This is a genomic window from Rhodococcus sp. 008 (genome assembly GCF_001682295.1).
In the GTDB taxonomy this organism is placed as follows: domain Bacteria; phylum Actinomycetota; class Actinomycetes; order Mycobacteriales; family Mycobacteriaceae; genus Rhodococcus_F; species Rhodococcus_F qingshengii.
This window is the reverse complement of the sequence record NZ_CP012749.1, coordinates 6,280,350-6,302,980: the sequence shown is the minus strand read 5'-3', so window position 1 is coordinate 6,302,980 and position 22,631 is coordinate 6,280,350. Positions and strand designations below refer to the sequence as shown.

Here is a 22,631-nt window from a genome sequence, read left to right as displayed (position 1 = left end):
CGGGGGCCGCTGGCACGGACTGTGTGGGTACCGCATCCAGGTACGCGGCGAAGCTGAGCCGGTTGTGCGCGAGGGGGGGCGCCCGCGCTGAGGCCAGCCGAAAAAGCGTTGGCGGCCCCAGTGCGGCTCGAATGATGTCGTCGTGCCGCCACGGTCGACAGCAGTGTGGCAGCAAGTTGGGGTTCCGGTAGCAGTCCAGTGACAGTTGACTGCGCGTGATAGCTATCGCATCCACGCCACTAGATGACGCACGCGGCCGGGTCTACGTCCTCGTGCTTGGCTCATTCAAGCTGTGGGTCGGCGAGCTGGACGCCAGCGCCGAGTCGCCGTTGCAGCCTGCCCAATGCCGCCGAGCCCAGCGCCAATTCCGTTGCGGATCTATATTTCTCGGCTTTTGTGATGTGGTCAGCGAGCGTCGAGTTGGCCCAGTGTCACCCCTGCCTCGGTGCTGATCACGTAGATCACATAGCTGGCCTGACCGTCGACGTTCCTCAGTGCGATCCGCTGACCTGCGATAGTCGCAAAGCCGCCATCGGGCGTAGGGGTGATCTGACCGGTCAGACCGGCGATGGTGAGGGTGTCACCGTGGACGCTGGCCTCTGCAGTGAGCGGCGGCAGGAACAGTGCGGGGGCCAACACAAAATACTTCGCAGTGTACGGACCCTCGGCAACTTCGGCCGACGCGGTACCGGCCAGGGCCGCAGCCGCGAAGCCGGCAGTGACCGTTGCGAGGGCAATCTTTGCGGCGATGTTCTTGGTAATCATGTTGTACTCCTTGTATTGTGGCGTGTTTGGTGTTTATCGGTGGAGTTTGACGTGAGTGGGATAGGCGCTGTTCTGGCTGTCGATCACCCTTCGTCGTCAGGTGTGTGTTCCAAGGTCGTTTTGAGCAGTCGGTCGCCTGCGACCGCCCACACAGTGGTCGGTTCGGCACCGTCACCCTTGAGGGCACTGACATTCACCAGATCGGCTTGCATTTCCTGTGTGCTGGGAGGGATACCTTCTCCCACAACGCGATAGACGCCACCTATCACGGTTTTGCAGGCGGTGGCCGCGTCGGTTTCGCCGCCCGGACCTTCGGCCTCGCCGGTCACGGCAAGTTCCGGAGCTGTGGTTACCGCGACCTTCCACCAGCGCCCGGCGCCCAATTCGGCGTCCGCATTCTCCTCGTAGACACCCAGACTGCGGTCTCCGAACTGGAGAATTGCCGTGTCCGCGAGCGGATTGTTCGAAACCCTCGTCCGATCGGCGAACCCGGCCGGAAGCGGGACGGATTTCACCACCGTCAGCTGCAGCGACGGTGTGCCCTCTCCTCGCTCCCAGCCGGCCTTCTTGAGGGCCGATCCGTCGCATGCGTCCAGGGGAGGGCGTGCCCCTGTAACGACTTCCCGCCGTGCGGTCTCGGCCGACGATTTCACGTCATCGACTGTGTTTTTGTTGCCGACCTGCGAGAAAGCGAATGCTGCGCCGCCGCCGACCAGGAGCACTGCGGCCAGTGCGCCGACGATGATTCCTTTCGAGCTCTTCGAGATAGTCGCCGCTTCGGGAGCGTCGGGGCCAGTCGACGGCGTCTGCGGAGCTGGTTCGTCGATTACTTCGTAGTCGAGACCTTCGAGTTCGCTGGGATCGATGGGGTTTCCGTCTTCATCGACATATTCGAATTGCTCAGGCATGGGTGTCACCTTCGGTGGTCTTCTTGCGCACGACGACGCGTTTGACGGTGGCTGGTGCTGGTGTGGGAGCTGAAATGGTGGGTACGGGTGTTGTTGGTGGCTGCGGTGCAGCTACGGGGGCTGCGGGCTGCGCGCCTCGAACAACGCCCTTGGCCTTGAGAGTCCCGATGACGTTGGGGAGCAGCTTCGGCATTACGACGATCGAGCCGAGGATCGCTGCCGCACCACCGGCAATGATGATGTTCTGAAAGATGCTCAGTGCGTTGATCATTCCGGCGCGAAGAATCAGGAACGCCACGGCGTACATGAATCCGATCGCGACCATGCGGGGCGCGGGTGAATCGGCTTGGTACTTCATGAGGACGCGGTAATTCGCGGCGACGAAGCTTCGGATGGACTTGATGTCGGAGTCTTCGGATTCGCTGCTGGTGGGACTCTTGACCGGTAGGCCGATCAACCCGTTGACCCACATCATTTTGATGACCTGGACCGTCATCACGGTCAGGCCCGTGCCTGCGAGTTCGGCGTATCCGTTTTGGGCCACGGCCCACGCGAGTGCACCGGCACCGCCGAACATCAAAAGCGTTGCAGCGATACGAATCACTTCGCCCGCGCCGCTCTGGACATTCACGTGAATTGGCTGATTTGTCACTGGTCGATTCCTTCGGTCCGGACGATGATCGGGATCGGTGCGGGGGTTGGTGTCGTAGGCGTGACCTTGCGGCGGATCACAACTCGTTTCGTGGGTTGCGCTGACGGCGTTGTGGGCAGTGGCGATTCGGTGCCGGTCATGATCCGGATCGGAGCGACGCGGGGACCCGATGCTGCGCGTTCCATCGGGCCTACGGCCTCCCAGCCGTAGGCCCGGATCAGCCAGGACAGGCGGGCCGTCACGATGATGAGCTGCGCCATTGCGTACCAGCCCAGCAGCGGCACACCGCAGTCCCTCCAGGCCACCGCCACGAGGATGACCAGCAGGACCGGCACGGCCCCGGCAGCGGCGAACGCGACCGGTTTCCACCGCAGCGGACCCCAGGCGGAGACCTGGCGCCACCACAGTAAATATGCGCCCCACGCTGCGGCGATGCCTGGACCGGCGACAAGTGCCCGGCCCACCTCGCGGACACCGGCCCAGATCGTCCGCGCGATCTTGTGATCGTCAGCCTTGTAGATGCGGCGGTGGAGGCGGTTCGGCGTCACGACTTCGCCGACAGCGGCATCACCGACGCCCGCTTCGTACCGCGTTGCCCGGCGTGCCCTCGAGGCGAGTTGCTCACCGCGTCGTCGGGCGGCCGGATTTCGGCCGGCATGCGCGAGCACCCACGCCGCTCTTTCCGGCGTCCAGTGAGGATCCGACATCAAGTCACCTGAACAATTGCGGACGCTGCTGTGCTCACTGCTGCGCCGCAATGTTCCTCGGCGTGAGTGAGCTTGGCACCCGCGCCGACTGCGACGCCGCTGAGGAAGATCGCCAGAACGGCGACGATCAGCCATATCCAGCGCCGGGCGAGGAGCGGCGACGAATTGGATTTGCTCATCTCTGCTGTTCCCACTCCATAAGCTCGACGGCCAGATCCGGTCGGTCGACGTAGAGCGCGAGGACATCCGAAACCATCTGACTGAGAGACGTCGCCGCCCCCGAGTGGCGTCGACGATCCTCGAGGATCGCGTATACCGCGTCGGGAACCCGGCTAGTCACCCTGGTCCTCGACCCCTTACTTGCCATGCCCACCTTCGACCCCTTTCGATTGTTGACGCAGGATCAGCATGGCACACGAAAAATGTTTCGGCACAATTGATTACGACCAAATTGGGTGGTGACGTCACCTAAAACAGGATCGGAACTGCGGCTTTGGTGAGGGTGACGTCACGAGATCAGATATACGAATAATGCTGCCGCACAGTGCGTTCAAGGTGTGGCACGATGAATGGGCGAAGCGCAACCGCCCGGTCGACGAAGAGAGTCTGAATGAGCCTGTACCGCAAGTCTTCCGGCAAGTACAAGCCGAAGCCGACGCCGTTCGGTGGATTCATCGATGGGGACCCTGCTGTGTCCGGTCCACATTTGCTGGTCAGTGGTCCCTCAGGCGTCGGTAAGGCCTTGGCTCTGTCCACGCCGATCCCGACACCCGCCGGGTTCGTCCGCATGGGGGACATCGCCGTCGGCGACCTCGTGTACGGCCGCGACGGTGCGCCCTGCACCGTCACCGACGTCTGGGACGTGATCGAGCACCCGGATCTACACCGGGTCGAGTTCTCCGACGGGCACCGGCTGCTCGCCGATGCGGACCACCAGTGGGTGGTCCGTGATCCCGACCGCAACGGCGCCGAGCGCGTCGTCACCACATCGCACATGGTGGCCGACCTCGATGCCGACTGGGCGATTCGCTGCCCGGTGCTGCCGGGCAGTACGACGCCGGCCGCGGGCGTCATCTGCATCGAGAACATCGAGGCAGTACCGCCCGGGCACCCTGATTACGAGCCCGCCCGGTGCATCGCAGTGGACGCCGCCGACGAGGTGTTCCTGGCCGGTGAGGGGTTCATCCCGACCCACAACAGCCGCCGGGTTTTGGGACCGGGAATTTTGATGTGGCAAGGGCCGGTTGTGGCGATTTCGTCCAAGCCCGATCTGATCGACTTGACCCTCGAGCAGCGTCTGGAGTGGGGCGGTCATGGTTGCACTTACGTTCTCGATCTGTCGGGCGAGGTGCCCGACGACGTCCTTCCCGACGGCGTCGAGAAGGTCGTCATCGACCCGGTCGCGCTCATCAACAGCGACGACGAGGCACTGGACCTCACGTCCGTTCTGATGAAGGCCGGATCGGCCGGCTCTTCCAGCTCGGCAAGTGGGCAGTCCGGTGACCCTTTCTGGGAAACGCTGGCCACGGCTCCACTAGCAGGCATTTTGCGTGCCGCAGGTGACGATGGCATCGCCTGGGCGCAGGCTGCGGTGAGCCGGGTGAAGCCCGACGACGCCGATCCCGACGACAAGGACCAGCCGTGTTGGGCGAACGCGGCCGACCGCCTCGAGGAGATGGGCGCTCTGATGCTCGCGGAGGAGCTGGTCAGCGCGGGGAGGCTGGAAGACAAGATGCGGGACAGTGTCGGCATCACGATGAAAAGTGCCCTTGCGCCCTGGTGGCGCAGCACCGTCGCCGGTGGTCGCGGCGAGCGTTCGTTCACCCCGGCAATGCTTGAGGATCCCCGCAGCACCCTGTTTGTCGTCGCCCCCGCGACCGGTGTCGCCGCTGGTGCGGCGGTGGCTTGTGTCGATGCGATCAGTGCACATTGGAGGGCAGGGCAGACGCGGCCAGAACCATTGGCGCACTTACTGATTGCCTGCGACGAATTTTGCAACACTCTGCCCTGGTCGAAGGCGCCCACCGTCATCACGGAAGCCCGCGCAATGGGTATTGCGCTCCTGGTCGCGGTGCAGGCCACGTCGCAGTTTGCACGCAGGTACGGCCGCGACGGTATGGACGAGCTGCGTGATGTTTTTCCGGCGATCCTGGTTTTGACCGGTGCTCCGGAGAAAGAGATCCTCGAGAAGGCGGCTTGGGCGCACGGTCGCAGCGAGCGCCACAAGATCAGCACCGATCACAATGGCAACCCGTCGCAGTCGTCGGAGCTGGTGGAGACTTTCCACGGCAGTGATCTGCTTCCCAAAGACATCGATCATGGGCGCTTACTCAGGGGTGCCCGGCCTGCCGACGCGGCCAATCCTGCTGTTCGCGAAGCCGGTTTAGAGGTCACTCTCGTCGACATCAGCGAACTGCGGTTCACCGTCGCCTGACCCATTCAGGCAAGAACCCCGGCAGCCACTGGCTGTCGGGGTTCTTGTTGTTTCGGTCATCGACCGCGTGAGGGTGTCTCGCGGTCGCGGTTCTGTTGGCGCTGGAGCTCGTGTTCGATCATCTGTTGACGTAGTGGGATCCGGGACCGCTGTTTGGCCTGCGCGGTCTGCTTGCCGCCCTCGGCCACCGTGTCGGTGGCCGCGCGTTCTGCCAGTTCGCGTTCGTGTCGGCGGATCGCGGCCCGTTGGGTTTTCGCCTTCGCGGCTTCGGGAGTGCCGAGCGCGGATTCGCCGAACTTCTTCGTGACGGCCTTGTCGCCGCCCTCGGCGAGGAGGCTCTTGATTTCGCCGACCCGCTGGCGGTCGAGGTCCTTGTCTGGAGTGGCGTTCTCGTTCTCGGTCAGCGCCCGCGTGGCCTCGGCGAATTCTTTCTCCGCTCTCTCCGCGTTGTCCTGTGCCCAGTCTTCGGCTTCCTTCCGGCTTCGGGCGTCGTCGGCGGCCTTGGCCAGTTCGTCAGATTTCGCTCGTGAGGCCCCTGTTTTCTCTCGATCTTGGTCCATCGCCTTGCTCCTTGTCGTAGGGATCGATCAGTCGTCCAACCATTTGACGTCGATGACATTGCTGATCGAGTGCAGATGGTCGATGGCGTCTACTGCGTGATCGAGGCAGGTGTGCTGCTCTGCCCAGGTGCTTCGGTGGCCGGCCTTTTGGGTGTAGGTGATTTTCGCGGCACTCACCGCGCCACATCTTTTGCACTTCGGTTTCGCTGCCTCCACTTGCGCCGTGAAATCGTCAAGAAATCCCATGTCAGCGCCAGTCTCGGTAGAAGCCCGCAAGTTTCTTGCCTCCCCGGTAGATCCCGTATCCCAGTGCGGCCACAACTGCGAGGGTCGCGGCGAGGATTCCGAGACGACCCCACGCGGTCTCGGCGGTTTCGAAGCTCGTCCAGGCCCAGCGGCTCAGCGGCCCGACCCCGAAGACCTCCGCTATCGGGATCACCAGCAGCCACACCAGTACCGCGACGACGGTGTACGGGACAGCCACCAGGGCCAGCCGACTCCACGCGGTGCGGTTGAGAGAGCTGGTGAGCTTGTCAGCGGTGACCATCGCTTCGCGGAGGTCTTCGGTGATCGCGAATTCTTTGGCTGCGGTAGCGGTGGTGGTCGGCTGCATCCGGGCTGCAGCTCGGCTCATCGCCGCGTCAACGGCCGAAGTCACGGCCTCGGTCAGGGCGGGCGGGGTTGCCGAGAGGTCGGGGTCTGCGTGGTGTGGTGGACGGCTTGCCAGTGTCTTGACTGCGGCGGTCAGGGTCTCGTGGTTGCTTGCCAGCGTCTTGACTGCGGCGGTCAGGGTCTCGATCTGGCTGCTGTTGTCCGGTGGTAGGGGTGTCTCCACCAGGACGCCCACGCCTTCGGCGATGCTCTTCTGCACGCTGCTCAGTTGCGCGACGGAGGACCTCTGCTCGCTGCTCAGCCGCTCGACTGTTGTTGCTAGCTCGTCGATCTTCAATTGCAGCGCTGCTGATTCGGCCGTGCTCGGTGGGTCGTTGCTCTGCAGCGACGCCAATCTCGCGCTCCGATCCTCGGTTGCGGTCATCGGTCCTGTTCCTCTCGATACGAATTTGTTCGTCCAATGCCCGCCCCGTCCAGGCTGCACCCAACCGCTCCGTTTCCATGGTCAACCGACCACGCCCGTCGAGGGCTGCGATGCTCACGGTCGGTTCACCGGTCCGGCCCTCGACAGTGACGCCGTAGTTGAGTGAAGCTGCGATGAGCCGGTCCCGGTCGGTCACCCAGGGATCGGCGATTGTTTTGCGGAGGGCTTGGCGTGCTCGTTCCTCGCACGTTTCGCCCGCCTGCCGAACCTTCGCGGTGTACGCCTCGAATTCCAGGTCCCACGGTGGCCGGCCGTCCGCTGTCAGGTAGATCGGCGCCGGTCGATCGGTGGCGGGCGGCGACGGTGGCGCCATGATCAGCTCGGGAGCCGCAGGTTCGATGCCCTTCACACGTTCGGCTGCATTCAGTTCGCATTGCTTCTCGACGCTCGCTTTCGTGTAGTCGGATCCCACGCCGGTCTTTCCGCGTGCACGAGATTTCATCTCGGCGCCGTCCGCCCCGATCCAGGCGTAGGACACCCCGGAGGTGCCAGTGACCCTGGTTTGCACGCCGCTGGCCTGGAGCCGGTCGGTGTAGTCATCCCAGTCGTTCGCGAGGGCGCGTGCGGCACGCAGTTTGGAGCGAACCGCGTCGTGGGTGGAATAGCCGGGACCGTCCGGATCTGCCCGAAGCGCGTAGTCCTTGCGCGTCACGTTCTCACCGATGTGTGTCACAGGTCGGCCGTCGCGGGCCGCTGCCGAGTGTCGACGGCAAGCCTCGACGTAGGCAGCGTTGTCATAGCCCAGTTCGCGGAGGATCACCCGGTTGTTTGTTCGGCGGAGGTGGTGGATGTCTTTCATGTGTCCGTCGATTGCGCGACCGGCTGCGTAGTGGAGTCGGGTCTGTGCGCCGTCGGCCCCGATCCGGACCAAGGTCGCTGCTCGCTCGGACACCGACGCCACCTGAACGTGGGTGTGCCATTTGCCCGGCACCCAGACGGTGCCGTCCTCGGTGTCCTCGAAACGGCCGTTGTCGCGTTGCGTAGTGAGCTTCGCTTGGTGACCGGGGAACGCTTCGGCGACGAATACCCGCATCATCTGGTGCTGACGAAAACCGGCTTGTGTATCGATGGGGTTGGCCTCTTCATGCGTTTGGCTGACGATCACGTGATAGCTCTCGACTTTGAGCGACTGCTTGCCGAAGGTCTCACGAGTGCGCCGCATGTCCGCGATGAAGGTTTCCGTCGAGCAGTCGCCCAGTGTCGATTCGAACTCGAACCGTCGTTTGAAGCCCTCCGGGGCGTGGAGGTCATGGGCGGGGGAGCTACTGAGATACAGATCCAGCGCGGTTGCATTTCCGGCTGGACTGATCATCGTGGTAGCCATAGCTATCTGTCAGCGACTAACGAGTCGAGAGCGGCGCGAATAGCGCGCAGCTCGGCCAAGACTGCTTCGTGGCGGCTGTTGAGCACGGCCAGCTCCTCGCCGTAGACAGGTGGAAGTTCGCGGTAGGTGTTCAGGAACCGCGCCTGTTGATTGAGGTTATTGCCGATGGCCGATTCTTGTGTGGCGATCGCTGCGAGTTGATCACCGATAGGGGCCAGTTCAGCCGCGAGAGCGGCGCGCAGTTTCGGGTCCACTTCTCGGGCCTTGCGGCCGAGGTAGGCGTCGACTGCGGCGGCGACCACCACTGATAGCGACTGGTCTCCGGCGAGTTTTTCGAGCTGTGCGCGAGTGCCGGGGCGCGGCCGGAAGGCGATCGGCCCTTCTTTCGTCGTCGGCCGACCTGCTCGGGGCTTGCGCCCCGCGCGGTGGGTCGGCTGCGGACCCTGTGGGTCCTTCGCCGCCCCGATGACGGGGATGGGCAGCGAGCCGGAATCGAGAGCCTTCGGCTCCGATCCGCCGCCGCTGCCCATCCCCGTCATCGTGTCCCCACTCCCGACAGGTGCGGTCCGCTCCGCCGTGATCGAGAGCCTTCGGCTCCGATCCGGCGTTGCTTCCCGCACCCGTCGTCCATGTTCATGTGACGATGGTACATGGCTGGGTTCTCAGACGGGCGAGTATCCCGGATGTAAACACGAACGCTTCGCGTCCTTGTTTTCATCCGTGCTCGCCAAGGAGGGCTTCGCCCGTCCCTGGACCCTCCCGAGGCACCGGCTGGCGGCGGTTGTCGCCGCCGCCAGCCGCGTTGCGGCGCGGGGCGCGTGACAGGGCCGCTTTGCGGCACTGTCACCCGGAACCGGCTCGCTGGCGCGACTGTTTCCGTTTGGTTATCCGGGGTGAGCTTCGCCCGCCCGGTCTTCCCCGGAAGAGACGCGCTGATGCTCGCCTCGCCCGCTTGGTGTGGCGACGCGGCGGGTGGTCGGCATGCGGAGTGCCCGGCCGGTCTCGTCACGCGTCGCGGTGCTCTCGGCGGAGGTGCCGGCCGTCCGCTCACCGATCGCCGCCCGGCTCGCGGGCTATGGCCGGCCCGCCGCGTCCGGATCGGGGAGGGAGGTGGCGGCGGGGAGTCTGCACCGGCCCGGAACCTGGGCCGTAAAAACGAGTCGCGGCCCACCTGTCGGGTCGGTCAAGGCGAGTGCGAGGCGAGCGTTCTCGGTCCTCTGGTCATCGGTGGACCGCGTGGTGTGTGGGGCTGGCCGGGGACACAACCACGAGAGTCCGGTCGAGGGACCTAATCGAGTATCTGCGGACAATTGCCGCAACTATCTTCGAGAGTTATTCGAGAGTTATTCGGAAACCAACGGAAGTTCCCCAGCATTGCGCTCGCCGTCTTGTCTGACTGCCCGCAGATCCCGAGCCGACCTCCAATTCGCTGTAACACTGAAACACTGTCATATGGCATATGGTGCGTCCCGGACGTCGGTCTACGGACACAACTGCGGTCACTCAAGAGCCACTTATGCGGTCACGTAGGAGCCGGTATAAATGCGCCGTCGGTCTACGGACACAACTGCGGTCACTTAGGAGCCACTTATGCGGTCACGTAGGAGCCGGTATAAATGCGCCGTCGGCCTACGGACACAACTGCGGTCACTCAAGAGCCACTTATGGGGCGGTATAAATGCGCCGTTGCGTCTACGGACAGCACTACTGTCACTTAAGAGCCACGTTGGTGACGGTATAGATGCACCGCCGCGCGTCGATGGCAGCACTACGGCCATTGAAGAGTCAGTTGTGCGGATGTACTGAGGTAACCGAAAGCTGATTCCCAGGCAATGGACGCTTGCAACAGTTGGCGTACTTCTGCGGCAGTGGTCTTGCCTGAAGCATTAGCTGATGGATGCGGTTCGTGTAGGAGGTCTCCGGGGCGGCAGTACCCCTGTAGGCAGCTCTGAAGGATGGTTTCCAGCCTTGCGCGCCCACTACGACTGATCCCGGCCTCGGTAACGAGACCGGGATCTCGTCGTTAGAGATACTCCACAGTCGCTCTTGAAGGATCCTCCGCGTCCCCACGCCAGGCGTGAACGCCCGGGATCCACAGCAACGAATTCCTGACCTTCGCGGACATCCGTTAGGCAGGCAACCTGACCCAGACCGAAGTCGGGAAGATCCTCGAGACCGATCAGGTCACGGTGTCGAGGATCGAGAATCGGGACGATCTGCTGCTCTCGACCTGCGCCAGCAACCAGCCGCGACTGGCGCGGTGCACGCGAAGATCGTGCTGGGAAATGAGGGTGTCGAGATCGCTATCGACCCCGACAGGTTCGCCTCGTCGACACTGGAGTGACCACGGATTCTTCATTGCAAGCTCAGTCGTTCACCTGATCGCGCAGCCCGAGATCGAAAAGCGCGGGTCGGCAGTGGCAGCGAAAATCCAAGAACCCGCATCTGCCGGGAAGGCAGAGTGCGGGTTCTGTAGTTGCGAGCTTCGATCAGCCTTCGACCCAGGCAGGCTGTTCTCGGCTGTTGTCGAGCACCCAGGTACAGGATTCGTCGCCGATGTGGTCGGGGTCGGTGAGCCAGTACGTTGCGTCGGGCGCCCATCCGGCGATGACGCTGGCCGTCTCGTCGTCGACCTCGATCGCGGTTCCCGCTGCGGCCAGGTATCCCATAACGGTGAGATGTACGCCTGTGTAGCTCTCGGCGACGAGTTGCCAGTTGGGGATGACCCATCGCCCTGATCGTCCGGTTGTCCGGTACCAGTCGTGTCGTTTCTCTGCGGTGACTTCGAGGGGGAACCGTCTGCAGAGTTCCACCCACGCCTGTGCGCCGTCGATCTCGTAGATGCGAGCACCGGCGGGTGCGCCGACGTGTCGCACGGTGATGCGTTTCCAGCCCATGCTGTCTTCGACGAACCACAATTCTGCCGGGGTGCAGTCGAACAGTGTCCGTGTCGAACACCGAACAGACGGATTCGACCACCAGTAACCGGACCAGTTCGCGGTGGGATCGGTTGGTCGGTCAGCGGCTCGCGCTTCTGCTGCGAGGGTGTCCTCGTGCCAGGCGCTCAGTAGTTCTGCAGCCGCCGGCTCGAAGGTATCGGGGCTGTCGTCGTCCCGGCTCACTATCGCCCATTGGTCGGTCTCGGCGAGGGCGGTCGTCCACCACTGGGCGTGTGGGGATCGTGCGATGTCCTCGGCGACTCGTCGAAGCTCACGCCGCACCGGCTCGGTTGCGGCGAGGACGTCTTCACCGTCGGGGTCCTGCCAGTAGCGCGCTGAGTCCGTCGCGGCGGCAAGGGCCGAACGGAGTGCAACCTCGGTCACCTCGGGAAGCGGCACCTGGGACAGGCGGTGTGCCACATCGTCGGCAGTGACAACGGCACGTAGGGGCTCTTCAGGAGGCTCTTCAGTGCCGGACTCGTACGCGCGTGAGTACGTCACGCTTGAGTCTCGCTCGGGGTCGAGGTGATGCGACGCCAGGAAAATCGCGGAACGGAACGAGTCGCCATGCGGCTCGGGTCGCCGGATCCGTTCGGCATCCACCACATAGTCGAGCAGCAGGCGGCGGCCGCGCGGGCCGGCCAACAACGCATCCGCAGTACTGATTGTGCTCACTGGCTCGGGCTCTTCGATTTCCGTCATGACTGTGTCTACCAGCGTGGCGACTCGAGGGCCGAGGCTCGGCGTGGCAGCGTTCGACGCACCGCGCCGCTACCCGTGCATGTAAGCGCCGTGCGGTGTAGACCTGCACTGACTTTGAAGTGATGAGAGGCTCCGGCAATGCGCCGGAGCCTCTCATCTCGTCCCTCGACTTAGGTCAGGAAGTCAGCCTGCGGCGGATCGCGGTGATGCTGCGGGAGCTCATCCCGAAATCTGCATTCGGCGAGGTGCCGCTGCCTTTGCGGCAGGGGTATCCGACGATGAGTGCCGCTGCAATCAGCTCTCCATTGGCGACGTATATCCCGAGGTCCTTCTCGGCGAGGTGCTTGAGGGTGTAGCTGTTGGCTTGTTCGTTGATGGTCTTGCGGGGCTCGAAATTGTCCTCTAGCCACCTGCAGAGCATCTCCACGCTTTCGGAGCTGCTGCGCAGCTCGCTGCGCCACTGCCTGAACTGCTCTCGTCGTTTCTGCAGGCTCGCCGTGTAGGCCCCTGGGCCGAAGCCGTTAAGGTTCAGGGACGGCTCGCTGACCATGAGCGCAGCGAGTCGCCGATCTGACTCGTCGGCAGCGAGGAGCTCTCTCCACGAACGGTAGCCGGCGTCACCGGCGACCTGGTGTTGGACCTGCTGCAGTCCGAGCGAGGAGTCGAGTCCGGCTCGGAGCTCTCTTAGCTGTGCTTTCGCGTGGTCCTTGAAGTATCGGACAGTATCCATATTGTTTCACTCTTCTGGCTCGTTCCCGTGCTCGCATGACGGTTGAGCCGGTCTGGTGAACCAAACGGATCTTCCGGATGTACTTGCTTGGAATGGCGAAGCCTTCGCGCGAGCTGCGGGCATTTCCAGATGCCCGCGCCCATCCTATCCGAACCGCGTCGTCCCTGACGAAGAGATGATCGTTCCGACATCCTGCACAAAACTGGCATGGGGCTGGAATGGGGTTACGGCTGCCCGAGTGAAACGTATTTACGCCGGTAGATTGGAAGCGGAGGGGACGCGTTAGCGTTTCGCTTCGACGTCTGTGCGACCCTGGCAGACGTCGTCTACCAGCGTGCCGACCTTGCGGTGTGGATGCTGGGCGCACTTCAGCAACATCGACGGGCCCGGATACCGGGCTTTGACTGTGGATGAGACAGTCGACCTCGGCTGGGAACAGACAGAACAGGCTGGCTACGCGTTCCGGGCAATCCTGGTAAAGCAGCACGGCGCGTACGGGTCGCGAAGCTGCGGGCGATGAATCTGACGGAAATGATTCTCAGTGAGATGCACGCTGTCGAGGACTGGGTTTCCATCGCTGACGTACTCAAGGTGATGGGGACGACGTCGTTCGTGGCCGATCGAGGCGATGTTCAGCGCGTTCTGGATTGTGTCGATACCAGCAATCAACTGCGGTTGGGACGTGCGGGCAATCAATTCGTCGAGATCGCGAAGCCTCTACCTGTCACGGAACTAATGGACCGCATCTTCAGCGAGGACGGCCCCGCCGACAGGTCAGCGGCCATGATGGAGCTGTTCATCGACCAAATCCGCCCGGTGGGCTAAAGGAGCAACCCGCATGAGCAAAGTGACAGGTTCGGTCAGGGTTTGGTACGCCGAGCAAGGATGGGGTGTATTCGACTCCGCGGAGACTCCCGGCGGATGTTGGGCCGACGCCAACGAAGTGATGCCGATGGAGCAACCCCTCGATCTGTACCCCGGCTCGCCAGTCAGGTTCGACTGGACGGACATCAGCCCGTTGCTTGTCGAAGGTTTCCGCTACCGCGCGTACTCCTTCTATCCGATCGACAAATCACTGGACCTCGACGACGAGGATTACGAACTACTCGATCTCGAAGACGCGATCATCCTCGATGACGATGACGATGACGATGACGATGACGATGACGATGACGATGACGATGACGATGACGATGACGATGACGATGACGATGACGATGACGATGACGATGACGATGACGATGACGAACCACCCAGGTCCGCGGAAGACTACGTTCAGGACTCGGAGATCGGGGTCCAACCGACATGAACGGTGCACCGAACGGGCCTGAATCAGGCAGGAAGACCTACCGAGACTTCGAGTGGGTGACCCGCGACTACCAGTGGATCATGAACGGGCTTTTCGTGACGTATGTGAAGGACTCAGATCCTGCAACCGTGATCGAAGCAATGACTGTGGAGGCCCTGGGGGCGGAGAGCGGCCTGACCGGTGTCAACGAGCGCGGATGGGAGGAGTCCGCCATCATCGGGGCCGCCTCCGTGGAGGACTGGACGATTGCGATCGCACCTGCGGCGATCGCAGGCGCATCCGATGAGTTGATGCGACCACTCTCCCTCGGGCGCGAGGTGGTGACCCACTATCGCGACGTCAACGGGGGGCCGGGTTCTATGTCTGGAATGACGGGGAACGCACGGTGTACTTCGATCCGCTGTTGCATTGCGGCGCCGGGCTGGACCCTATGCCCGCGCAGTGGGTGACCCATCTGGAGGAAGTCGGTGTCAATCCCGATGGCGAGGAGCCCATGACGGAGGACGGAGGCTTCCCGGTGATCGAGGCATCGTTGGCGCTGGCGGCGAACTACACCGGTGCGCGGATTACGTCCGAGTTCTTGTCGAGCGCAACCTTCATTGTGGGCAGCGCCGACTGATCAGGGCGGCGAAAAAGGAGAACCCGCACTCTGCCGGCTTCACCCTATTCAGCGCGGTAGGTCAACGATTCCGTGGTTGCGCAGCAGATCCTTGACCGCGTCGTGCTCGTCGCGGATGTATGCCTTGGCGAGTAAGTCGTTGAAGGTGTCGGACAGCTGCGGAGCGTTCTCGTCGACGGGAACAACCAGCATCCGACCGCCGCCGATGAGCAGACTGTTCGCGGCGAACAACGCTGTGCGCTTGTTTCCGTCTTCGAACAGTTGAGCTTTGGCGAGCTCCACGAACAGATCCAATGCTTGCTCTGTGACATCCTCGCAGGTCAGTGAGGTGATTAGCTGTTGTAGGCCGTCGTCGGTCAACGGGGGAGGTGTGTGCCGCCCGTATCGGGTTCTGACGCCGATCTGCTGGTCTTCGGTTCGAAGCTGTCCTGGGTGCAGTGCGCCAGACCTGGTGATCTGAGCGTTGATCGCACGGACGTAGACGGCGTCGATCGGCTGAGCATGATGATCGATGATGAACTGCGCGACGTCCCGAAGGTCTTCGAGCAACGCAAGGTCTGCGCGGGAGAAGATTCCAGCCAGACTTCTTGAGCGCAGGAAGTTCTCGGTGCCCCGGCGGCTGGTAGCGAGGCCGTCGAACACTTTTCCGGAGGAGTAGATAACGCCGGCCAGGTCGATAACGTTGATCGCGGACAACTCCTGCATAGCCTTCCGGACATTGCTGACGGCCTTCTCGTCGAGCCGCGGAGCAGCCTCCGCCCGCACTTCACGCCAATTTCGAGCCATGTCTCACACCTCCCAAGTTCATCGCGGTATCACGGTAGCTCGTTCGGCGCCCACCGCTGCGCGTCGGCGCGGGCAAGTTTCAGGGCTGTGTCGACGGGGTGGCCGGCGATGATCCAGTCGGCGGCGCTGCGGTCGCCGAGTTCCTCCTGCGGACTGCGCAGCCATATCGCGCAGGTCCACGGGTCGGCGCTCTCGCGAAGCGTCTGCCACAGCGTGATCAGGTGCGGATGCACTGTTTGGGAGTCCGTGAACTGCCAGGTGGGGTACACCCACTGTTCGCCGTCGAGCTGGCAGGCGATGACGGTGCCGGCAGAGACGGCCTTGTTGATGGCTTGGCGGCTCACGCCTCGCCACTGGGTGAGGCCGGCGGTGTCGTAGAACGGGCCGACGAGCTGGTTGTAGACGTGGCTGGCAGGTAGTGCTGCGGTCATGGAGCGACCCTCCTAGGTGACGATGCAGTCAGCGCGGCAGGTTGCGAACAGAGCGAACCGTGCGGGCCAGCCCCAGCGCCTCGACTTCGTCGATGTCGCATGCTTCAGAGTCGCGGTTGAACTTGTGGATACGCACGGCTCCAGGGTCCGACCCCCCGCCAAAGAACAGGTCAGCCTCGATGAAGATGGGGACGGCCGAGTCGAGTGCCCAGACAAGGTTTCCGGCGTCATTGACCCCATCGCATTCAGGTAGCTCGAACAAGGCGTTCATGTTCGGGTGGGCTTCGTTATCCATGAGGCGTCTCCGAAGGAAGTTAGTGCGGTGACAGGGTACGGTTGCTTGTTGTAAGCCCCTAGTCAGCTAGCACCCAGTGCCGAGTCGCTAGGGGCAACTGCTTTATATGGGCATGTCTCCCGTTCCATATTCCCTGGAAAATGGCTGATTTCGGCTCCGCGCAAGAAGAAAGTATCGCGATAGCGCTACGGCGGTAGTGCAGATCTCGGCGCCCCAGGATGCACGTACGTCTCGGTTTCTGAGAAGTTACGAAGTTAACCGATGGGTTGTCGGGCGAACTGGGGTCAGGTAGTCAACCTCCAGAACGGGGCTGCCGCGCCACCGCTTCGCGCTGCCTTGCCAACGAACAGATCTAGTTCAGCTTGCTCGTTCGGTAGTGCTTCGCTCGTCATGTTTCTTGGCGTCATGCAATAGCCCGCCGACGGTGCCGGTTGAGATTCCCATTTCCTCGGCAATCGCCATGCACTTAAGCCCTTGCTCCCGAAGTTCAACCGCCCGCTGACGCCGAGCTTTGGCCCGGTCAAGAAAATCGTCTCACGGTTCAGCGAACAGCCTTTGAATCGTACTCAGTGGTCGGACAGGGGGCGGCCTGGGGAGAGTGGTGAATCGACCCCTTCGAAGTCCTCTCCGCAGTTGTGAAGTTCCGCCCGGCGCCGGATTTCTCCTGCAACGGCTTTCTCCACGAAGTGGGACCAGTTGCGGTCGGTTTCGGCTGTGCGTGTGGCGTTGAAGGCAAGACGGGCCTGGGTGTACACCTCCTGCGAGATGTACACCGTTACAGGCTTGTTGCTCTGCTTTGTTTCTGCCGGCTGCTCGGTCTGTTGTTGCGGGGGCGGCGCAACAGCCGTGTCGACGACTTGGCGGCTCACACCCCACCACAGTGTCAGGCCGGTGGTGTCGTAGAACGGGCCGATGAGCTGGTCGCAGACGTGGTTGGTGGGCGGCGCTGCGGCCATCGAGCGGGCGATCGACTCGTCATCCTTCGATGTACTCACTAGATCTCTCCTTCTTCGTTGTTGATGTAGGTGTGCCACGTGCATTGCTCGTCGGCACAGGTAGATAGATCGCGGTGAGCGCGGGCCACCTCGGGCCAGGTTGTTTTCTCAGTCCGGTAGCAATCTGCCCAGTCCAGGCCCCGGTCGCCGGACGCAGCCAAGACCGGCACCGGCGAGGCGTCCGGGGTTGGCCGTAGTGAGAACTGTAGGGCGGCAAGCACCGCGGTCTCGGCTTCTTCGGCCCTAGCCGTAGGCACGCTCAGTACAATTTCGTCGTGCACGACGGCTCGCAGACAGGGCACGAGCCACGCTGGAAGGCGCAAGATGCCCTCGGTCAAGATGTCGCGGGCAGTACCCTGCCCCAGGCTCGCCGGGGCCGTGGTGTATTCCCGACCAAGCTCGATGCGCATCGGCCGACCCCATGCCGAGTAGACGAAGCCCTCGACCTCTGCCGTCCGACGTACATCACGCTTCCATCGCGCTAGACCGGGGAACCGCACGTCGAGCGTGCGCATCAGAGCCTTAGCCTCCTGCAGCGGGATGCCCGCTGATGTGGCCAAGCCCTTCGCGCCCATGCCATATGTCGTGGCGTGTGTGACCGGCTTGGCGTCCGATCGGCGGGCCGGATCACCGAAAAGCGCCACCGCCATCTCGGTGTGAAAGTCCTTGCCCGGTGCGAAAGCGTCGATGTAGGCAGGGTCCTGACAGTGTGCTGCCACGGCGCGAGCGTCTACCTGGCAGAGATCCACCGGCAGTAGCACATGACCTGGGTCGGGGAGCAGTAGCGAACGCTCCAGAACGTTCACGCGATCACGCTTACCCATAACGGTTAAACCGGGTTTAGTTACCGAAATCCGGCCGGTGGACTGGCCTGCATCGATGCGCGGATGCACCCTGCCATCAGCGCAGGTGTGGTCAAGGATCGTCCGGGCAGTTGACCGCTCGCCGTTGAGCGCCAGCAAGGTCTCGCACAGTTTCCGTAGCGCGACATTCTCGGGATGCTCGGCCAGCAGGTCAATGATCGCCTCCTTCCCCGTTGCGAGAACCCCCTTCGCGGTACGGGGTGGTTCCACACCGCAGTCGGCGAAAGCTTGCTCCAGAGCAGCCATCCCGGCTGTCGACCGGTGTGGGGCCTTGCCGGTTGTCGGCAGGCCGTACCGAGCCGCTAGATCGGCCCGGAGTCCAGCGGCCCGGAGCTCCTGCTCCGCGACCCGACGCTCAGCCTCGGCGACATCGACGCGGAACCCGATGCGGCTGATCTGACTCAGACGGTGCATCACTCGGTGCTCCCTGAGCCCGTAGGCATCACAGGCCAGGAACTGCGACACCCCCCGCAACAGTTCTACGTCCCGCACGAGGTACTGCCTGTAAGTCGGGTCGTCGACTGGAATTCGGTCGTAGCCACCGTGCAGGTCGGCGAGAGTCCTGAGCGCGGACTGACCGTCGGCATCGCCGAGCTTGCCGTCGCCGAGGAGGCGACGGCCGAGCGCGTCGAGGTTGTAACGCCTGGAATCGGCTTTACCTGGCAATGGCGGGTCACAGAGCCGGGCCAGGATCAGCGTGTCACGCACCCGACCCTCCTCGACCAGCGCAGCCACATCGAGACCGTGCCAGTGCTCCAGTGCGGCCAGATCGAAGCCGAGTGCGTTGTGTGCGTAGATTCGGTCTGCCGAGCGCAGGACATCACACAACTCATCCATGTCGGTCGTCAGCACCACCTGACCGTCGTCGCCAGCGTAGCCAGCCAATCGGCAGAAGCCGGTCCCATACGTGTAAAGCTCATCAGCAGAGCCCGTTTCGATGTCGAGATACACCCGGTGCATCACGCCACCTCGTCGCTTGCGTCGAGGTCTGTGATGACAGGCATCGGCCGGCCAGGTTCAGCGGGCATACGCCGAGCTAGGGCCGGGGCCGCAGGCGGCGTCGGAGGTGTAGGCGCGGTTCCCCCAGTGGTGGTGGCCGTGTACTGCTCGATCAACCACTTCACCCGGCCACCCTGACCTGTGCCGACCTTGACGATACGGAGGTTCTCGCGCCATCGGTCGGCCTGCTTCGCCCAGGCCTTGCCCAACGCGCGAGGATCAGCCCTGTCCGCCAGCGACTCCAAGCCAGGCGGAGTATCGGCATCACTGCCGATGCAGATCGAGTCCGCAGCCTCTTTCGCAGTGAAAGCCTTCCTGACCCCGAATGTTTCAGCCAACCAACCGAGGTGGTCGACCCAGCACTGGCCGTCGAAGTCGGCGGCCAGACGCTGCTCGGCCATGCCATCGAGGAACCCGCCGACGCCCGCCACCATCAAGATTCCGCCGACCATGTCCTGCCAACGCTCGAAAGTGCCCATTCGGAAAGCGTGCTCAGGGACCGGCTGACCGCGGACGAACCACGCTCGGCAGAGAATTAGCAGCGCGCGCAGCAGATCAGACCGATTCTCGGCCACCCACGCCTTGAGGTCTGAGTGCCGAAAATCCATACGGTTCTGCGGATTTGGCGCATCAGTGTGCAATCGGATCTGTACAACACGCCGCGCCATGTCGCCAGCGATGACCATTTGATTTCCGGCGAAGAAGAAGACAACTTTGTTCGGCATCGAGATTCGCTCAGTGACACCGAGTCGCCGATCAGACCAGCTTTCTGCAGTGATGCAGCCACTGAGAACGGCCGACTGCAGCTCAGCGGTTTCGTCGAAAAACACGGCCGTCTGCCCCGAGTGCAAATACGCGGTCAGCGTCTTGCGTACCTCATCCTCAGTGCCGGGCAGCATCGCCAGTTCGGGCTTGCTTCCAGCCACGATCGTGGAGACGACGTCAAGGAGGAGACCTTTGCCGATGCCGGCTTGCAGGCCGTTCACAGCGAGCCCGGGCGATGTCGGCAGTAGTGGTCGTAGAACCGGGGTCACCAGTGCCGCCACGGCGTGCGCCAGGTCAGACTGCGCCTTGAACGCGAAATCGCCGAGCAAATCATCGACCAACAGCGTTCGAGCCGCGGCGATCTCGTCGTCGGTTGGGCTGTCAGGCACAGTCAGCCCGGTCAGGTCGTCAGCCAGATGAACGTAGTGCCGGGTCGCGGCGTCGTACCCCGACGCCGTCACGATTGAGCCATCAGGCCGCACCACAGGTACCGCACTCACACCGTCGAGCGGATTGTAGCTGCGATAGCGCGATTCGATCGCGGACAGCGTGTTCCGGTCCGGCCACGCGTGTGCGTGTGAGCATCCCGATTCGTCGTCGCGTGCAGCACCCTCAACGGTGATCGCTGCCTGCGACACGAGGTCAGGGAATGCGCCGGAGCTCACCGGCGAGACGACCGGGCCGCGATCCTCGACGACAAGCTGGCCCAGGGCGTCGCCGTGGCGGAAAAGTTGAGTGCCGTCGAAGCGTACGCGCAGAACGGCGTCCAGCTTGTCGATGACGATCTTGCGATCCTCGCCGACATGGATCACAGGACGCGCATCACCCTCACGCGCCTTGGCCAGCCGGATGGACCGATGTTCGGCGTCCGCGGCTTTGCGAGAAGCCGCGGTTGCCTTCCTTGGTGCGGCCTTGGCCGGTTTGTCGGCGGCGGTGGACAGCCAATCCTCGAACTGCTCGCGGCGCTCGTCATCGTCGGCACAATTGCCGAGAGCGTCATCGACTCCGGTCGAACCGAATCCGGCCACGCGGACGAACGCGACCGACTTCGCGCGACGCCCTTCACACGCCTCACCAAGGGTGACGGCACCGTCGTACACCTGCCGCTTAGTGGCGGAGTCGGCATCCGGCACGATCACCACATCCAAGCCACGCACTACGCGAAGGTGCTTGGTGGGAATACCATTTCGGCTCCACCCCGTGATACCGCAGATGCGGTAGATAGCCCAGTCCTCCGGAGCCCAGGCGTTACTTGCCAGGGCCTGCTTGACGCCCTCGACGATGAGCACGCCCCGGGGGTCGTCAACCTCGCGGACAACCGGGAGTTGCGGACTCGCCGCACCGGCGGGGGAGACGTACTTCATCTCGTTACCGTCGGCGTCGACTACGGAGCCCGGCGCAGGCTTCACCTGACCGGTCTCAGAGCCATCGGGCTCGGTCATCGGGTACACGAGGGCCGGAAAGACACTGTCGCCGTGGCGAAGCGGTAGCCACTGAGCCCATTCCGGCAGTTCGTCACCGGTCTGTGCGGTATAGACACCGGCGGCGGCGGTGACTTCCGGTGGGATCGCGGAGGCGATCAGCTCGTCAATGTGGTCGTCGCTGAGACGGACATAGCCGGACCGAGGTCCGGGGGTAGAATTGAGATCAGAAGCTGTATCCTCAGCAGTTTTATCAAAAGCCTCGCCCTGGCCGGCGGGGCTTTTCTTTTCCCTCATCGGGACACCGCCCCCCGCAGGAGCCGGGCGATCTGTGCAGCGGTGGGCTGAGCAAAAGGTGGCGCAGTTGCAGCGACAGCTTTTGACAACAGGCGAACTTCGATCGGGATTTCAGACAATGATCGGGAAGTCGAGGAGATCGACATAGGAGGTCCTTGCAGGCGGGATCCTCCGGGAGGAGTGCGTCACCGGCTGCTTTCCCCGGTTCACGTATAGCTACACCGGGACCTCGTCGGTAGCGCTCGGCGCTACCGCTAAAACACCTATCAGAGGCTCGCGCGGGATGTCTGGGCGGATGATCGGGCACCTGGCCGAGTCCGTAATCCAGACGGCGCAAAGTGCGAGCGAGGCCGACGGGTGTCTGAAACTTAGCAGACCTCCCGACTGGGTGGACGTGGGGCGGTTGAGTCGGTTGCTTGCGGCTCCCACCTATACGGAAAATAATTGAGCGGGTGAAGTGAGGCACCAGAGGAGAAAAATTTCGCACACACGTGCAGTGAACTCAACCGACTCAACCGACTATTGAGCCATCCCCTGACAGGGCTACCGAAGTTGACAAAATTGAGGGCCGCATCCGAGTTCCCTGTCAACCCCGGTCGCCTCTGCGCCTGCTGCAGCGGCGGTATGGACCCTCGTTCCTGCTCTGTGTAGCACTCTGTGGCTGCTAAAACGGCTGTGGCACAAAATGTTTAGTGATGGTCTGTGATTTGCTGACGAGGTTCGGCGTGACATACCCTTATCGGCGGTATCTGGCGAGACTCCGAGCCTTCCGCTACTGAGGTGAAACGGTGCCAGAATCACGCGTTTCCGCTGTTCAGAGTTGGTAAGCGACCCACTTTGAAAGTCTGCACTGAACCCACCTTCTTTGGTCGTTGTTGTGCCCCCGATCCAAGGCTCGACGACGAGACTGGCGGGTGATCCGATGCCGCGTCGGCTGCAGGCTGTCTTGTCGCCACTTTCACACGAGATCGACTCTGCGTGCGTTGATCCCAGGCTGCCCTCGTTCTTCGGGTGGGACCGGGTTGATCCGAGGG

General features: G+C 63.0%; 25 protein-coding genes. 4 read left to right on the top strand and 21 right to left on the bottom strand.

Annotated features, from left to right (window positions below; genetic code table 11):
* Window positions 1–405 precede the first annotated feature (405 nt).
* The 6 genes from AOT96_RS29120 to AOT96_RS29095 form a co-directional block, all read right to left on the bottom strand.
* The gene (locus AOT96_RS29120; protein ID WP_065352666.1) at window positions 406–765 is read right to left on the bottom strand and encodes a hypothetical protein; all 360 of its coding nucleotides are present in this window, start codon (window positions 763–765) and stop codon (window positions 406–408) included.
* An 83-nt stretch (window positions 766–848) separates the two neighbouring features.
* The gene (locus tag AOT96_RS29115; protein ID WP_065352665.1) at window positions 849–1,673 is read right to left on the bottom strand and encodes a hypothetical protein; all 825 of its coding nucleotides are present in this window, start codon (window positions 1,671–1,673) and stop codon (window positions 849–851) included.
* On the bottom strand, window positions 1,666–2,325 hold the full coding sequence (locus AOT96_RS29110; RefSeq protein WP_083197686.1) for a hypothetical protein: 660 nt from the start codon (window positions 2,323–2,325) through the stop codon (window positions 1,666–1,668). Before AOT96_RS29110 ends, AOT96_RS29115 begins: the two co-directional genes overlap by 8 nt.
* Window positions 2,322–3,032 (bottom strand): hypothetical protein, encoded by a 711-nt coding sequence (locus AOT96_RS29105; RefSeq protein ID WP_065352664.1) that lies wholly within the window; start codon window positions 3,030–3,032, stop codon window positions 2,322–2,324. Before AOT96_RS29105 ends, AOT96_RS29110 begins: the two co-directional genes overlap by 4 nt.
* On the bottom strand, window positions 3,032–3,211 hold the full coding sequence (locus AOT96_RS29100) for a hypothetical protein (protein ID WP_065352663.1): 180 nt from the start codon (window positions 3,209–3,211) through the stop codon (window positions 3,032–3,034). Before AOT96_RS29100 ends, AOT96_RS29105 begins: the two co-directional genes overlap by 1 nt.
* Entirely contained in the window at window positions 3,208–3,372 is a 165-nt protein-coding gene (locus AOT96_RS29095) for a hypothetical protein (RefSeq protein WP_156778995.1), read from the bottom strand. The genes AOT96_RS29100 and AOT96_RS29095 overlap by 4 nt, the downstream gene beginning before the upstream one ends.
* Before the next feature lie 270 nt (window positions 3,373–3,642).
* On the opposite strand from AOT96_RS29095, the gene AOT96_RS29090 reads away from it, so the two are divergent.
* A complete protein-coding gene (locus AOT96_RS29090) occupies window positions 3,643–5,466 on the top strand; it encodes a TraM recognition domain-containing protein (protein ID WP_065352661.1) in 1,824 nt (607 codons plus the stop codon).
* 56 nt (window positions 5,467–5,522) lie between these two features.
* Here AOT96_RS29090 and AOT96_RS29085 read toward each other — a convergent pair whose 3' ends face one another.
* The 7 genes from AOT96_RS29085 to AOT96_RS29050 form a co-directional block, all read right to left on the bottom strand.
* Entirely contained in the window at window positions 5,523–6,026 is a 504-nt protein-coding gene (locus tag AOT96_RS29085; protein ID WP_065352660.1) for a hypothetical protein, read from the bottom strand.
* A 27-nt stretch (window positions 6,027–6,053) separates the two neighbouring features.
* Window positions 6,054–6,203, bottom strand: a complete 150-nt coding sequence (locus AOT96_RS29080; protein WP_156778994.1) for a hypothetical protein — start codon at window positions 6,201–6,203, stop codon at window positions 6,054–6,056.
* 70 nt (window positions 6,204–6,273) lie between these two features.
* The gene (locus AOT96_RS29075) at window positions 6,274–6,684 is read right to left on the bottom strand and encodes a hypothetical protein (protein WP_065352658.1); all 411 of its coding nucleotides are present in this window, start codon (window positions 6,682–6,684) and stop codon (window positions 6,274–6,276) included.
* Complete coding sequence (locus AOT96_RS29070; RefSeq protein ID WP_156778993.1) at window positions 6,668–8,434, bottom strand: hypothetical protein; 1,767 nt, start codon at window positions 8,432–8,434, stop codon at window positions 6,668–6,670. The genes AOT96_RS29075 and AOT96_RS29070 overlap by 17 nt, the downstream gene beginning before the upstream one ends.
* Window positions 8,435–8,448: 14 nt before the next feature.
* Window positions 8,449–9,066 (bottom strand): hypothetical protein, encoded by a 618-nt coding sequence (locus AOT96_RS29065; RefSeq protein WP_156778992.1) that lies wholly within the window; start codon window positions 9,064–9,066, stop codon window positions 8,449–8,451.
* A gap of 1,869 nt (window positions 9,067–10,935) precedes the next feature.
* On the bottom strand, window positions 10,936–12,060 hold the full coding sequence (locus AOT96_RS29055) for a hypothetical protein (RefSeq protein ID WP_335739925.1): 1,125 nt from the start codon (window positions 12,058–12,060) through the stop codon (window positions 10,936–10,938).
* A gap of 202 nt (window positions 12,061–12,262) precedes the next feature.
* The gene (locus tag AOT96_RS29050; protein ID WP_065352654.1) at window positions 12,263–12,817 is read right to left on the bottom strand and encodes a hypothetical protein; all 555 of its coding nucleotides are present in this window, start codon (window positions 12,815–12,817) and stop codon (window positions 12,263–12,265) included.
* Between the two features lie 516 nt (window positions 12,818–13,333).
* Between AOT96_RS29050 and AOT96_RS29045 the strand changes: the two genes are divergently transcribed.
* The gene (locus AOT96_RS29045; protein ID WP_065352653.1) at window positions 13,334–13,642 is read left to right on the top strand and encodes a hypothetical protein; all 309 of its coding nucleotides are present in this window, start codon (window positions 13,334–13,336) and stop codon (window positions 13,640–13,642) included.
* A 277-nt stretch (window positions 13,643–13,919) separates the two neighbouring features.
* Here AOT96_RS29045 and AOT96_RS34925 read toward each other — a convergent pair whose 3' ends face one another.
* Complete coding sequence (locus tag AOT96_RS34925; protein WP_197523619.1) at window positions 13,920–14,117, bottom strand: hypothetical protein; 198 nt, start codon at window positions 14,115–14,117, stop codon at window positions 13,920–13,922.
* Window positions 14,118–14,182: 65 nt separating this feature from the next.
* Here AOT96_RS34925 and AOT96_RS36290 point away from each other — a divergent pair, with 65 nt between their 5' ends.
* Complete coding sequence (locus AOT96_RS36290; RefSeq protein WP_156778991.1) at window positions 14,183–14,575, top strand: DUF6461 domain-containing protein; 393 nt, start codon at window positions 14,183–14,185, stop codon at window positions 14,573–14,575.
* A complete protein-coding gene (locus AOT96_RS36285) occupies window positions 14,512–14,745 on the top strand; it encodes a DUF6461 domain-containing protein (protein WP_250637213.1) in 234 nt (77 codons plus the stop codon). The genes AOT96_RS36290 and AOT96_RS36285 overlap by 64 nt, the downstream gene beginning before the upstream one ends.
* Window positions 14,746–14,793: 48 nt before the next feature.
* On the opposite strand, the gene AOT96_RS29025 is transcribed toward AOT96_RS36285, so the two are convergent.
* The 7 genes from AOT96_RS29025 to AOT96_RS29000 all read right to left on the bottom strand — a co-directional run bounded on the left by AOT96_RS29025 (window position 14,794) and on the right by AOT96_RS29000 (window position 21,597).
* Window positions 14,794–15,531 (bottom strand): Fic family protein, encoded by a 738-nt coding sequence (locus AOT96_RS29025; protein WP_231917365.1) that lies wholly within the window; start codon window positions 15,529–15,531, stop codon window positions 14,794–14,796.
* A gap of 29 nt (window positions 15,532–15,560) precedes the next feature.
* Window positions 15,561–15,962, bottom strand: a complete 402-nt coding sequence (locus AOT96_RS29020; protein WP_065352650.1) for an XRE family transcriptional regulator — start codon at window positions 15,960–15,962, stop codon at window positions 15,561–15,563.
* A 28-nt stretch (window positions 15,963–15,990) separates the two neighbouring features.
* Window positions 15,991–16,257, bottom strand: a complete 267-nt coding sequence (locus AOT96_RS29015; RefSeq protein WP_065352649.1) for a hypothetical protein — start codon at window positions 16,255–16,257, stop codon at window positions 15,991–15,993.
* A 357-nt stretch (window positions 16,258–16,614) separates the two neighbouring features.
* Window positions 16,615–16,719 carry a hypothetical protein gene (locus AOT96_RS36125; protein ID WP_335739924.1) on the bottom strand — a complete coding sequence of 35 codons (105 nt, stop codon included), beginning with the start codon at window positions 16,717–16,719 and terminating at the stop codon, window positions 16,615–16,617.
* 104 nt (window positions 16,720–16,823) lie between these two features.
* Window positions 16,824–17,252 (bottom strand): ParB family protein, encoded by a 429-nt coding sequence (locus AOT96_RS29010; protein ID WP_442978595.1) that lies wholly within the window; start codon window positions 17,250–17,252, stop codon window positions 16,824–16,826.
* Window positions 17,252–19,075: a DNA polymerase gene (locus AOT96_RS29005; RefSeq protein ID WP_065352648.1), complete on the bottom strand. Its 1,824-nt coding sequence runs from the start codon at window positions 19,073–19,075 to the stop codon at window positions 17,252–17,254. The genes AOT96_RS29010 and AOT96_RS29005 overlap by 1 nt, the downstream gene beginning before the upstream one ends.
* Complete coding sequence (locus AOT96_RS29000; RefSeq protein WP_065352647.1) at window positions 19,075–21,597, bottom strand: hypothetical protein; 2,523 nt, start codon at window positions 21,595–21,597, stop codon at window positions 19,075–19,077. The genes AOT96_RS29005 and AOT96_RS29000 overlap by 1 nt, the downstream gene beginning before the upstream one ends.
* Window positions 21,598–22,631 lie beyond the last annotated feature (1,034 nt).

Excerpts from the sequence above, each read along its gene's own strand:
- AOT96_RS29045 (WP_065352653.1), top strand. The coding sequence starts at position 13,334 with ATGAATCTGACGGAAATGATTCTCAGTGAGATGCACGCTGTCGAGGAC.
- AOT96_RS29120 (WP_065352666.1), bottom strand. The coding sequence starts at position 765 with ATGATTACCAAGAACATCGCCGCAAAGATTGCCCTCGCAACGGTCACT.
- AOT96_RS29020 (WP_065352650.1), bottom strand. The coding sequence starts at position 15,962 with ATGACCGCAGCACTACCTGCCAGCCACGTCTACAACCAGCTCGTCGGC.
- AOT96_RS36125 (WP_335739924.1), bottom strand. The coding sequence starts at position 16,719 with ATGGCGATTGCCGAGGAAATGGGAATCTCAACCGGCACCGTCGGCGGG.
- AOT96_RS29085 (WP_065352660.1), bottom strand. The coding sequence starts at position 6,026 with ATGGACCAAGATCGAGAGAAAACAGGGGCCTCACGAGCGAAATCTGAC.
- AOT96_RS29070 (WP_156778993.1), bottom strand. The coding sequence starts at position 8,434 with ATGATCAGTCCAGCCGGAAATGCAACCGCGCTGGATCTGTATCTCAGT.
- AOT96_RS29025 (WP_231917365.1), bottom strand. The coding sequence starts at position 15,531 with ATGGCTCGAAATTGGCGTGAAGTGCGGGCGGAGGCTGCTCCGCGGCTC.
- AOT96_RS29000 (WP_065352647.1), bottom strand. The coding sequence starts at position 21,597 with ATGAGGGAAAAGAAAAGCCCCGCCGGCCAGGGCGAGGCTTTTGATAAA.
- AOT96_RS29090 (WP_065352661.1), top strand. The coding sequence starts at position 3,643 with ATGAGCCTGTACCGCAAGTCTTCCGGCAAGTACAAGCCGAAGCCGACG.
- AOT96_RS29100 (WP_065352663.1), bottom strand. The coding sequence starts at position 3,211 with ATGAGCAAATCCAATTCGTCGCCGCTCCTCGCCCGGCGCTGGATATGG.
- AOT96_RS29050 (WP_065352654.1), bottom strand. The coding sequence starts at position 12,817 with ATGGATACTGTCCGATACTTCAAGGACCACGCGAAAGCACAGCTAAGA.
- AOT96_RS29105 (WP_065352664.1), bottom strand. The coding sequence starts at position 3,032 with ATGTCGGATCCTCACTGGACGCCGGAAAGAGCGGCGTGGGTGCTCGCG.
- AOT96_RS29005 (WP_065352648.1), bottom strand. The coding sequence starts at position 19,075 with ATGCACCGGGTGTATCTCGACATCGAAACGGGCTCTGCTGATGAGCTT.
- AOT96_RS29115 (WP_065352665.1), bottom strand. The coding sequence starts at position 1,673 with ATGCCTGAGCAATTCGAATATGTCGATGAAGACGGAAACCCCATCGAT.
- AOT96_RS29015 (WP_065352649.1), bottom strand. The coding sequence starts at position 16,257 with ATGGATAACGAAGCCCACCCGAACATGAACGCCTTGTTCGAGCTACCT.